This is a genomic window from Moorena sp. SIO3I6 (genome assembly GCF_010672095.1).
On sequence record NZ_JAAHHU010000047.1, the window covers coordinates 1 to 12356 of the forward strand.

Annotated in this window: 11 protein-coding genes; 6 read left to right on the top strand and 5 right to left on the bottom strand. The window is 44.3% G+C overall.

Translation table 11 applies throughout. The features are described from left to right. The first annotated feature begins 281 nt into the window (after window positions 1-281). Entirely contained in the window at window positions 282-1274 is a 993-nt protein-coding gene (locus tag F6K49_RS15645) for an ABC transporter ATP-binding protein (protein ID WP_293067816.1), read from the top strand. A gap of 40 nt (window positions 1275-1314) precedes the next feature. Here the strand turns inward: F6K49_RS15645 and F6K49_RS15650 are convergent, their stop codons facing one another. Beyond that, window positions 1315-1578, bottom strand: coding sequence for a helix-turn-helix transcriptional regulator (locus F6K49_RS15650; protein WP_075902219.1), 264 nt, complete (start codon window positions 1576-1578; stop codon window positions 1315-1317). Between the two features lie 123 nt (window positions 1579-1701). On the opposite strand from F6K49_RS15650, the gene F6K49_RS15655 reads away from it, so the two are divergent. Beyond that, on the top strand, window positions 1702-1956 hold the full coding sequence (locus tag F6K49_RS15655) for a hypothetical protein (protein ID WP_293067811.1): 255 nt from the start codon (window positions 1702-1704) through the stop codon (window positions 1954-1956). Window positions 1957-2152: 196 nt separating this feature from the next. On the opposite strand, the gene F6K49_RS15660 is transcribed toward F6K49_RS15655, so the two are convergent. From F6K49_RS15660 to F6K49_RS15670, 3 genes are all read right to left on the bottom strand, one after another. Beyond that, on the bottom strand, window positions 2153-2488 hold the full coding sequence (locus F6K49_RS15660) for a DUF5615 family PIN-like protein (RefSeq protein ID WP_293026270.1): 336 nt from the start codon (window positions 2486-2488) through the stop codon (window positions 2153-2155). A gap of 1 nt (window position 2489) precedes the next feature. Continuing rightward, complete coding sequence (locus F6K49_RS15665; protein ID WP_008185608.1) at window positions 2490-2792, bottom strand: DUF433 domain-containing protein; 303 nt, start codon at window positions 2790-2792, stop codon at window positions 2490-2492. 159 nt (window positions 2793-2951) lie between these two features. Continuing rightward, complete coding sequence (locus F6K49_RS15670) at window positions 2952-3563, bottom strand: Uma2 family endonuclease (protein WP_293026267.1); 612 nt, start codon at window positions 3561-3563, stop codon at window positions 2952-2954. 250 nt (window positions 3564-3813) lie between these two features. On the opposite strand from F6K49_RS15670, the gene F6K49_RS15675 reads away from it, so the two are divergent. Both F6K49_RS15675 and F6K49_RS15680 read left to right on the top strand, forming a co-directional pair. Continuing rightward, window positions 3814-4026 (top strand): hypothetical protein, encoded by a 213-nt coding sequence (locus F6K49_RS15675; protein ID WP_293026265.1) that lies wholly within the window; start codon window positions 3814-3816, stop codon window positions 4024-4026. Beyond that, complete coding sequence (locus F6K49_RS15680) at window positions 4023-4304, top strand: type II toxin-antitoxin system mRNA interferase toxin, RelE/StbE family (protein WP_293026263.1); 282 nt, start codon at window positions 4023-4025, stop codon at window positions 4302-4304. Before F6K49_RS15675 ends, F6K49_RS15680 begins: the two co-directional genes overlap by 4 nt. 154 nt (window positions 4305-4458) lie before the next feature. On the opposite strand, the gene F6K49_RS15685 is transcribed toward F6K49_RS15680, so the two are convergent. Continuing rightward, the gene (locus tag F6K49_RS15685; protein WP_293026261.1) at window positions 4459-6249 is read right to left on the bottom strand and encodes a M61 family metallopeptidase; all 1791 of its coding nucleotides are present in this window, start codon (window positions 6247-6249) and stop codon (window positions 4459-4461) included. 252 nt (window positions 6250-6501) lie between these two features. Between F6K49_RS15685 and F6K49_RS15690 the strand changes: the two genes are divergently transcribed. Together F6K49_RS15690 and F6K49_RS15695 are read left to right on the top strand one after the other, a co-directional pair. Next, window positions 6502-8685: an amylo-alpha-1,6-glucosidase gene (locus F6K49_RS15690; RefSeq protein ID WP_366514192.1), complete on the top strand. Its 2184-nt coding sequence runs from the start codon at window positions 6502-6504 to the stop codon at window positions 8683-8685. Between the two features lie 543 nt (window positions 8686-9228). Then, on the top strand, window positions 9229-11649 hold the full coding sequence (locus F6K49_RS15695; protein WP_293098136.1) for a sucrose synthase: 2421 nt from the start codon (window positions 9229-9231) through the stop codon (window positions 11647-11649). Window positions 11650-12356 lie beyond the last annotated feature (707 nt).

The following is a 12356-nucleotide window of genomic DNA, read 5'->3' on the forward strand; positions in this document are numbered from 1 at the left end:
GCAACTCCTCAGTTTGATAACTGATACAATTGTTTCAACTGTAACTCCCAAACCAACTACGAACAAAGGATCTTTTCCACATCTGCTCATCCTTTTGTAAACAAATATTAATTTCGCCAGCCGTATCTTTTTAAGGGGGATTTAGGGGGATCTCCGAGGCAAGAAAACACGCCCTACTCCCTACTCCCTACTCCCTGCTCCCTGCTCCCTGCTCCCTGCTCCCTACTCCCTACTCCCTTTGCTATATCCTATAAACTATACTTAAATTCTCAATTCTTCCCTTGTCACCAATCCTAGACCTTCGTAATCTAGAAACACGCTTTTTCACCCCAGCTGGTACTGTCCATGCTGTCAATGGTATTTCCTTCCAGGTCAATCAAGGGGAAACCCTAGGGATTGTTGGTGAATCCGGTTCTGGTAAAAGTATCACCGCCCTGTCGATTATGGGACTAATCCCCTCACCTCCTGGAAAGATTACCAATGGTGAAGTCATTTTTGAAGGGCGTGACCTCCAAAAGCTTAGTGAGGGGGAAATGCGGAAAATCCGGGGTAACCGTATCGCGATGATTTTTCAAGACCCCATGACTTCCCTTAACCCAGTACTAAAGGTAGAAAGGCAAATTACAGAAGCCCTACGGTTACACCAAGGGATGACCCGAGAGCAAGGAAGATCTAGGGCGATTGAACTCTTAGAATTAGTCGGAATTCCTGGTGCAGCGGAACGGATTAGTAACTATCCCCACCAATTTTCTGGAGGGATGCGCCAGCGAGTCATGATTGCCATGGGATTAGCCTGTAATCCCCAGTTGCTGATTGCCGATGAACCTACCACTGCTTTGGATGTGACCATCCAAGCTCAAATTGTAGAATTAGTCAAGAAACTGCGCCAAGAAATTGGCATGGCCGTGATTTGGATTACCCATGATTTGGCGCTATTGGCGGGATTAGCGGATCGGATTTTAGTGATGTATGCCGGTCAAGTAGTAGAACAAGCATCGGTGATGGAAATCTATAAAAATCCTCGCCATCCCTATACTATTGGTTTACTCGATAGTATTCCCCGTCTGGATGAACAGCGCCAAGAGCGTTTGCAGACCATTGAAGGGTTACCACCAGATTTAACCAATTATCCCCAAGGTTGTCCCTTTGCGGCTCGTTGTCCTTTCGTGATTGATAAATGTTGGCAGAACGATCCCACCTTGGAATTAGTAAGTGTTGACCATGAAGTGGCTTGTTGGTTGAAGCCAGAGTTGAATCGAGGCGTTGTTAATTGAGAATTAACAAACAACAAGAATTATTCTACCCAAAGCCAGTCTAGGATTCCTCTTCGTCTTGGTTTTCGATTTGGTCTTCTATGAATTCCCCCAGGTAAAGCTTGACGAATTCAGCAGCAGCGGAGGGATTGATACTCTGGAGTGCTTTAGCAATATCCGCAATGGTTTCCCCGCTAGGATCAGTTTGCTCATGAAACCAGCGAAATACCACCGATGGTCTAACTCCCAGTGTTACGGCCAATTTGTTTTGGCTGATGCCGTGGGTTGCTAAGGTTTGTTTGAGCGCTTTTCCTACTTTTCCCATGACCTCGATCGTGTCAAAAGATCATGAGCTAGTAAATCTTTACAGATCTGCGAATATCCGATAGCCTTTTAATATTCGCAGATCTGCGAATATATTTGTTAACTAAAATTTGGGACAAGCCAAATGCTCAAGAGTTTTCTAGGTGATTCTAGCCAAGACACCTCAGCATCGATTAAGCTTCAAGCCTCTAGGGAGCCAGTTTCTGGCAGAGAATATGTCAAAGTTATAGTGATTGGTTCACTCAAAGGGGTAAAAAAAATAATTCACGCCCTATATATCAGAGGATTTGCTGAGGTAACGGAGTGGACTCAGCCGGTGCCAACTGGTAATCCTGGTGAGGTGATGAGAGTTTTGAGGCGATTGGTTTTTGTTGATTGAGGGTTTGCTTTGCGATCGCTTTTCCCTTTCCCTCCCCCCATACCCCCCAAAACAGCGGGGGGCTTATACCATTTATTTAGCGATGCAGTGCGATCGCAATCTTGTAGGGTGCGTGAACGAGGCTTTTGAGATCACTAATCCATGTCAGCCATGCAAAGCGCGAGTGGGGGGAACCCCCGTGAGGCCACTGCATCGCTTATAAAAACTCCACCTTTCCTGCGATTTCTTCAGCCTCAAGCACCTCCCAAATCAAAATTAATCCCTGCAAAATTTCACCGATGGAGCGACGTCCCTTCACACAATAAACAACTCCGCAATGTTCAAAGCCAGAATTGTGTAATTTCAAAAAATCACTATCCTGAGTAAACATCACTCGCCCCTGGCTGTAAGCAAATCTTAATTGCTCCTCATCCGAAGAGGAAATTAATCCTGCATCGCTAGTGGTCGTAACGTCAATCTTTCTCCGCCTTAACCCGTCAGCGATGGCCTTGTTGACATTCTCATCTAAGTGAAACCGAATTGTCTGAGGCATCTTACTGCTTTAACTTTTGCTGAACCAAAGACGGTGTTTTTTCTTGCATATCACGGGCAAATTCTTCATCCTCACGAATCTGTTGCCTGATTTCCTCAAAATGGTCATGATAATAGGCTAAAGCAGCATAGACATCTGCTAAGGTAATGGTTGGGTATTGTGAAACAATTTCATCCGGCGACAATCCTATTCTTTCGTGCCAAATGACAATATCCTCAACCCGAATACGATGACCGGCAATGCGAGGTTTGCCACCACAAACCCCCGGTGTAATTTCAATATGCTTTGATATGACACTACTCATGTTGTCTCCTATTTATACACTGGTTTTACCATTATATAGCATTTTTCGCAGTTATGAGGTACACTTTTCAACCTCAAAGTCCCCCTTTTTAAGGGGGATTTAGGGGGATACATTTGTCCATCATGACTACGATAATTGCTATATATCTAACAATAATATCTAAATTAGACTAGAGCAAAAAATATGGTTAGCAGTTAAACTAAGATTCGGAAAGACTTTGGAAACAAGACCATCATCATTTCGGAATAATTGTTTTTTATACTCATCATCTACCAAAGTGCAAATTGTAATTGTTGGTTGTTTAGGTTTACCAATATAATCTCTACCACCAATGCCCAGATAATCGACAATCCAGTATTCAGGAACACCTAGTATGGCATAATCTTCAACTTTACGAGCATAATCGTTCTGCCAATTGGTGCTAACAACTTCAACAACAAGCTTGATTGAGGTTCCCAACGTAATCACAGGCTCTTTTTGCCATAAAGGTTCATTTACGAGCCGAGTTCTATCTAATACAATCACATCAGGACGAAAAGCTGTTTGAGTTCCTAAAATTTTGATCAGACATCGGTAGGGAATAACATAATCTGGGTATCCTCGGTCAATTTCGACATTTAACTTCCGTCCCACAAACCCTGCTACTTCCTCATGTGGTCCCGTAGGTTCCATGTCAATTAGTTCCCCATCGATTAGTTCATAGCCTTCTTTGTCACCATACTGGGTAATAAACTGATCAACAGTTATAAACGTTGGTAAAGCTTGAAGCATTACAATCGCACTCCTTATCAGGATAAAATCATGCTGGCAGTGGTAAGCTGCTATTATGATTAATGATTAAATTATAACTGTCAATCGTGGTGGATAAAATATATATAGCGTTTATTGCATTTACCAGGTACGCTTATCAACCTCAAAGTACCCCTTTGTAAGGGGGACCAACGGGGGATACCTTTGTCCCTCATGGGATAGATAATTGCTATAATGAAGAAAACTAAGTTTACCTAAAATAAAAAGCATCATGACAAAAACTACCTTTTCAGAAATATTAGAAGCAGCGGATGAACTTCCCTTAGAGGATCAAGAAAATCTAATTAGTATTTTAATAAATCGTCTTCGCTCTCGGCGAAGAGCCGAGAGAATTAGAGATGTTAAAGAAGCTCAACAAGAGTTTGCCGAAGGAAAATGTCAACCCGTTACTCCTGAACAGCTGATGGAGGAAATTCTCTCGTGACGTTTGTATTACTACGTTCCAGTGCCTTTGTTCGGGAGGCGAAAAAACTTGTCAAAAAACAACCCCAAACCGCTCAAAACCTTCAAAACACGCTAAAATTATTATGTATAGAACCATTTGATCCTCGATTACGAACCCATAAATTAAAAGGCAATCTTCAAGATTCTTGGGCTTGTAGTGTTGGATATGACTTAAGAATTATTTTTAAATTTGTTAAACATGAAAAAATACAAGCAATTCTTTTAGAATCAATTGGCACTCATGATGAAGTTTATTAGCGACAGCCCATAGGTTGAGTGGATCGTTTTTCTGTTTTGACCCATAACCAAAGGGGGCTAAGTTGAGAACTGCTATACACTCAAAGCCTCCTCTGGCTTCCCAAAAAAATGGAATCAAGTAATAGTTGGGTCAGTTACCAATTACCGATTACCCTCAACTCATCTTGGCTAAAGATGCCCCTAACCACCCAGAAAAATTCTGCTGCTGGACATTGGTAGGATTTTTAACTGGCATCACTTGGTAACGACTGGGTTGAGATTTCCCTAATGTAATCGGTAGAGTGACCAATTGATCCTGATGGAATACACTAAGCTCGATAACATCACCAGCTTCGTAATCTTTTAAGCGATCGCATAATTGCTCCCCATTGACTCGCAACCCATCAATAGCCAGTAACTGATCACCAGCATCCACTCCTGCCACTGCCGCAGGAGAATCCATCTCCACAAACTGGATCCAGTCCTGACCATTCTCGGTCTTCACCTTCACCCCCAAGTAAGGCACAGATTCTTCATCCACAGCCACCACTTGTAAGCCAAAGGGTTTGAGATACTGATTGAAGGGCAATTCCCCAGTACCCTCAATAGTCTTCGAGAAGAAATTACTTAAATCTAGCTCTGCTACCGATTCTATTACCTCTTTTAGTTGTTGGGGAGTAAAGCCAATTTCCTGTTTACCAAACTGCTCCCACATCTTCCTGATCACATCATCAAAGGATCGCTGGTTTCCATGGCGCTCCCGGATTAACAAATCCAGCAATAACGACACCATTTCCCCTTTCAAATAATAGGAAATTTGGTTATTATCACTATTCGCATCCCGTCGATAAAGCTTAATCCAGGCATCAAAACTCGACTCACTCAGGGGCTGCACCTTACGTCCTGGTGTAGTTAAAAACCGGGTAATTTCTTTACTCAAATTTTCTAACAACGTCTTAGCATCATAGATACCAGCCCGTTGGGGAATTAATAAGTCATAGTAACTGGTTGTTCCTTCACAAAACCACAACGATGTCGTATAATTTTCCTGTTCATAGTCAAAGGTTTCTAGGGCTAATGGTCGAATCCGCTTAACATTCCACAAGTGAAAGAACTCATGAGCCACCAGTTGCAGGAAGCGATTGTACTTATCCTTTGCCCGAAAACCAAAGCGTGAGTAAATTAACGAACAACTATCCTTATGTTCCAGTCCCCCAAAGCCACTACCAGTTAGATACAGCAAGAACAAATAGTGATCATAAGGTAAACCCCCAAACAGCTCAGCTTCTACCTTGATAATCTTTGTAGTATCCTCAATAATCCGCTTTGGGTCAGCATTCCCCTCTCCCCAAATTGCCAATTTATGGGGTTTTCCCAAAACCTCAAACTCATAGAGCTTATGATCACCAATTTCAAACGGACTATCGACTAAGGTATCAAAATCCGTTGCGTTGAAGGTATTATATTTTCCTGACACTCGCGGTAAGGGTGTGGTCACCCGCCAATCGGGATTAGGTGGCGCGATAGTAACCTGGCAAGGGTATTGTTCAAATCCTGGGATGAACAAGAACAGAGCAGCACCATTAAAATAACCGTGGCTAGCATCTAAGTGATTAGTCCGTACCGTTAATTCATTAGCAAAGATACGATAACGCACAGTGATAGCCGACCCATCACCAGTTTCCACTAGCCAATGATTCTTGGCCAGTTTCCGCCACGGTAAAGACTGGCTAGGATTACCCGTATCCGCAGAGAAATCTTGTAAATGTCGAGCATACTCCCGCACTAAGTAAGAGCCTGGAGTCCAAACTGGCATCTTTAAATCTAACAAAGGGGCTTCCCAGCCTTCCACTTGCAGCGTTACCTCAAACAGATGGGATTGAGGCTGAGGCATAGCGACATGGTAGTGAATAGCTAAGGTACTAGTGGCTGCGCTGCTCCGAAAAATAGTTCTTGCTTCAGTCATTACTCAAGGTTAGGGATTACCATTTAGCTCTTAGGGTAGCAATCCTCTGAGGACTCGACCTGTCAAAAAAAATTGATAATTAACTTGGGTCATGTCCATGTCTCCCGACCCTTACCACAGCGGTAGAGAGAGACTGATGACATCCCCCAAGCGCCCACCACTAGTTAAACCCAAAGCCCCAGCGCTGATTTTATGGATTTACAGATTATCGAACGAGATGGTAGACGATATCTTCCTAGCGAGCAGTTGTCGATGACCGAATGGCCCACCACCTCAAGACTTCTACCAACCCTTCCTCTCAAAGTAGATGACCTGTTTTTAATCACAGATACCCTAGGGAATATTTCGGGGAACTTAGAAAACGAAACTAATAGCACAACCGGGTTATTTTGTCAAGATACCCGCTTTCTCTCTCGCTTAGAGTTACAAATAGAAGGGCAACTCCCCATTCCCCTGAGTAGCACTGCTGAAGAAGGATTTGCCCTATCGGTCATGTGTTGTAATCCCCGCTCACCTAATCTTCCCCCAAAAACCCTAGGCATTCAGCGGCAGCTAGCCCTCCATGGTGGCTTATGGGAAGAAATTGTAATCACCAATTACGACACTCAACCCCTTAGCTTCACCGTCAGCCTCAGTTTCGATGCCGATTTTAAAGACTGGTTTGAAGTTCGGGGTCATCAGCGACAGCAACGGGGAACTCTGCTGCGTTCATTACCGCCTGATATCGATTTAGATACCCTGCTAACCCTAACTGAGTTCAACACCAATACCATTAACCTAGCTTACCAGGGACTCGATAACTCCCTGATTGAATCTCAGATCTACTTTATGCACCGTCTCCCAGACACCTACAAAGGAGACACAGCGGTTTGGGAATTGTGCCTCAAGCCTGGGGCTACTGAAACTTTAGGCTATCGACTGGAACTGGTCACCCACAAAGCGCGAATCACTAGAGCTAAAATTCCAGCCACCCTTGAACAAGCTAAGACCGCTAACTTACTCCAAAACCAGGAATGGTATAAACAGGTAACTCACATTAGCTCAGATAATGAAACCGTTAACCAAGTGATTTCTCGGGCAATACGAGACATCTTTTTACTAAGGCAGACTATTAATGGCTGCACAGTTCTTTCCGCAGGAGTACCTCGGTTTTCCACCTTGTTTGGACGAGATTCCTTAATTGCTGCCTCACAAACCTTAATTCTTGACCCTACCATTGCTAAAGGTACTCTGGAAATTTTAGCCCACTACCAAGGCCAAGAGGATAACCCATGGCGGGATGAGCAACCGGGTAAGATTTTGCATGAACTACGGGTTGGGGAATTGGCTCGCTGTCGGGAAATTCCTCACACTCCCTACTACGGTACAGTTGATGCTACCCCACTGTGGCTGATGCTCTATGCCGATTACTATGCTTGGACCAATGACACAACTACCCGAGACAAGCTCTGGCCCAATGCTTTGGCTGCCATGGATTGGATTGATCGTCAATCTCAGCAAAACGGCTATCTCTGTTATCAGCGCCAGTCCAAAAAGGGTTTGCGTAATCAAGGCTGGAAGGATTCCGGTGATTCCATGGTCACTCGTGATGGTACCCTAGCAACGGGAGCGATCGCATTATGCGAAGTCCAAGCTTATGTCTATGGCGCTAAAGTTAGGCTAAGCCATCTGGCCAGGATCAAGGGGCGAATTGATTTAGCCGAGCGTTGGGAAAACCAAGCCCAGGAACTCAAGCAACGCTTCAATCAGGATTTTTGGCTAGACGACCTAGACTTCTGTGCCTTAGCACTAGATGGAGAAGGAAAACTCGTAGATAGCATAACCTCCAATCCTGGTCATTGCTTGTCATTGGGTATTTTTACTCCAGAAAAAGCAGCTAGTGTAGCAAAGCGGCTGTTAGCACCAGATATGTTCAATGGTTGGGGGATTCGTACCCTCAGTAATCAATCCGCTGCTTACAACCCGATCAGCTATCACGTCGGATCCGTTTGGCCCCACGAAAATTCCTTGATTGCGTTAGGATTGCGATCGCTAAATCAAGTCGATCAAGCCTTAGAAATTGCCAAAGGCATGATTGACATGACAGTTGAGCAACCCTACTATCGTCCTCCAGAACTATTCTCTGGTTACCAGCGCACTCCCAACAGCTCTCCGGTCAAGTATCCAGGAGCCTGTCCTCTCCAAGCCTGGGCAACTGGCAGTATTTTCCAACTGCTGCAAATGATGGTGAATTTGCGACCGGATGCTTCAGGAAACAATTTACATATTTTCAAACCAACTTTACCAAATTTTATCAATCAACTCTTAGTTCGTAACTTGCGGATTGGCTCAACGGTGCTAGACTTGCAATTGGAACGAGCTGACACAACCACCACCTGTAAAGTGGTCAAAAATTCCGGTAACCTCACGGTTGTGATCGAAAGCTCATCCAGTTAATAGCAAAGGGAAAAGACAAAGCATAGCGCTATAAATTTGTCCGATTTGACAAAGGTAAGGCTTTCATAGAATTGACCCTTACCACTGAGCGCTGATCTCCCACGCACTTCCTTTATACTTGCTGAGTGCCGATGATCGGCAAGCTGTCTTGACCATTAGTGCGTGGGAGTTGAAACCTATTGTTCAGGGTGTTTAAGTGTAGGTGGGGTATCGGCAGGTGCAACCTGTGGCGAATTTAATTCTTCATGGGTCAAGCACACCTAGCAAAATTATTTTAATCATAATTAAAAGCTTAATTGTTTCCATGTATTTTCCAACTGCCTTGTCGATCTAGGGGAATCATGTAAATATGGCGGTTGCTTACTTAAAGCTTGGCACACCCCGCCCTAATTCAAATCACGATAGTGGGGTAAGCGATTGCCCCACTGCCAGAAGATCCCAAGGAGTGAGCCAATCTCCGACGACAATCCTACTCCCTGCTAGCCAAGGGCTAGAGCGGGAGTAGGTTACAGACCCACCATGGACAAGACACGCTAAGTTACTATGTCTAGTTTGTTACGAGCTGTTCTCCAAAGTAACGAGAAAGCTGATTTGCGTCAGTTTATCAGCCAACTGCGATCTGAACAAGAGCAGTACTTTCTAAGGAATCAGATTCTGCAAGCGTTTGATAATTACTGCACTACTCATGACAAGCCTGCTTACTTTAAAAGAACTTCCTCTATCGCCGAACTACTGAACTATACCCACGAAATTATTCTGGAAGAGAAAAACCTTTGGCTTCTCCTGCGGACAAGGGTTGCTTCTCAAGAAATCTATCGGCTGGCAGCGGATTTGACCAGTTTTGAACCAATGCCAGTGGAGGAGTTACTAAGCTTACGCGATCGCTGGGTTAAGCGCTACTTCCCAGAAAAAGGGGGTCTGCTAGAAATTGATGTTGGTCCGTTTTACAAAAATACTCCTACAATTCGTGACCCGAGAAAGATTGGCAATGGGCTGGAGTTTCTTAACCGTTACCTATCTAGCCAATTATTTGCTGACTCTGAGCAGTGGCTAGAGGAGCTGTTGAAAAACTTACAAGCGCACCACTACGACCACACACCATTACTGCTCAACAACCGGATTGACTCAACTACCCAACTCTTTGAAAAGGTTAAGCAAGCACTAACATTAGTGGGAGAGCTACCAGCTCACACCCCCTATGAAAAGTTTCGCTTCGAGCTTCAAGTTCTCGGTTTTGAAGCAGGTTGGGGTAACACTGCTGGTCGGGTGCGCGAAACCCTAGAACTCCTCGAGCGGTTAATGGACGCTCCTGATCATGCAGTACTCGAAGCCTTTATTTCTCGTATTCCCCTGATATTTCGGGTTGTTCTGGTTTCCGTTCATGGCTGGGTTGGCCAAGAAGGAGTCTTGGGTCTTCCCGAAACCGCTGGTCAAGTGGCATACGTCATCGACCAAGCCAGTAGCCTGGAACAAACAATCCAAAACAATATTAAACTCTCAGGTCTTGACGTTCTTGGTGTCGAACCAAAGGTGATCGTTCTGACTCGCCTAATTCCCAACTGTGAAGGTACCCAGTGCAATCTACGCCTAGAAAAAATCCAAGGCACCAGCAACGGTTGGATTTTGCGGGTTCCTTTCGAGGAATTTAACCCAAACGTCACCGACAACTGGATTTCCAAATTTGAGATCTGGCCCTATCTCGAATCCTTTGCCTTAGATTCAGAAAAAGCCCTGCTAGAAGAATTCCAGGGTCGTCCAGACTTAATTATCGGAAACTATTCCGATGGGAGTTTAGTTGCGTTTCTGCTAGCTCGACGCCTAAACGCTATCCATGGCAGTATTGCTCACACCATGGAAAAGCCTAAATATCTGTTTAGTGACCTCTACTGGAAAGACTTTGAGTCCCAATATAACTTCTCCATACAATTCACCGCTGATTTAATTGCGATGAATTCAGCAGATTTCATTCTGACCAGTACCTATGAGGAGCTTGTGGGAACACCAAACAGTGTAGGCTACTACGAGTCTTACAAGTCTTTCAGTATGCCTGAACTTTATCATGTGGTGAATGGGATTGAGTTATTCAGCCCCAAATTTAATGTGGTACCACCAGGGGTCAACGAAAACATTTTCTTTCCCTACACTCAGACATCAGACCGGATTGCCGACGACAGTGAACGGGTTAAAGACTTGCTGTTGACCAAGGAAGACCCCGAAATTATCGGCTATCTCAACAGTCCTAACCAGCGCCCGATTCTCAGCATTGCGCCCCTAAACTCAATCAAGAATCTGAGTGGCTTAGTGGAATGCTTTGCCACTTCAAAAGAACTTCAGGAACAGTGCAACCTAATTTTAATCACTAGCCATGTCAGGGTTGAGGACGCCACTGATCCAGAAGAGAAAGGGGAAATTGAGAAGCTCAACCAGCTAATTGAGCAATACCATCTTCACGGCAAAATTCGATGGATCGGACTACGTCTGACCACCCCCGATATCGGCGAATCCTACCGAGTGATTGCTGATTTGGGGGGAATTTTAGTCCATCCTGCTCGCTTTGAAGCCTTTGGTCTCACCGTTTTAGAAGCCATGGTCTCCGGTTTACCAACATTTGCTACTCAATTTGGTGGACCATCAGAGATTATTCAAAACGGCGATAATGGGTTTCTCATTAACCCCACAGACTTGCAAGGGACTGCCGAAAAAATTCAGCAATTTATTTCAAAGTGCGAACACACCCCTGACTACTGGCAGAAAATTTCTCACGCAGGTATTAAGCGAGTTCGGGATAAATACAATTGGCAGTTGCATACCAAGCAGCTGCTCTCACTCGCAAAAATTTACGGATTCTGGAGCGAAACCTCTAAAGAAAGCCGAGAAGCTTTGCTGCGCTACCTAGAAGCTTTGTTCTATCTGATTTACAAACCCAGAGCGGCAAAGTTACTAGCCGAGCATAGCTCGCGTTAATCAGAGATTATGGGCTATAAAAAAGTGAGGAGGGAGAGCTGAAAGGATCACAACTGAATCGTTCCCCTGACTGTTTCTAAAGTAATGCTTAAAACCATTCAAATTATACTGATTTTAAGCTAATAAGAACTCACTCTTAGTTAATTCCCTGGTAGTTTCCGGTTAATCGGGAATTTCCTAGCTAAGATGCACCGCGATGGACATTAGTCCGCTGGTTGTAATGGTTACGACACCTACGAATGACCGCCAGCTCGTAGCCCTTTCCCTAGTAGTTAATGTGAGGGAAAAATGTGCTGCTAGCCCCACAAGCCTTTACAACATTGCCGTTCGCGGGAGTGGAACGAAGTCCGACAAACGTTACTCCTAATCGGAGTTGTAGAAAACTCATGGAACGATGGAGGCTGATTCTAGAAATTACTAGTTATAGAAATTACTAGTTATTAAGCTTCATATCGTTAACTGACCTAAACTCATCCTCCGATGTTGGCTACCAACAGCTAACCAAAGATTTGTTCATGGGTCAGTTAATGCGGAAATCGCAAATTATTAGTGAATTCACTAATTATGGGCAATCTGCCTGAGCCAATAACTATTTCAATTAATTGCTAGTAGCCTTCCCTTGACAGCAGGGGTTTAGATTGTTGGGTATGGGGTATGGGTAAAATCTGGTGTTAGTGATCCGAGTTTCAAGGGTGGCGTTGTGCCAT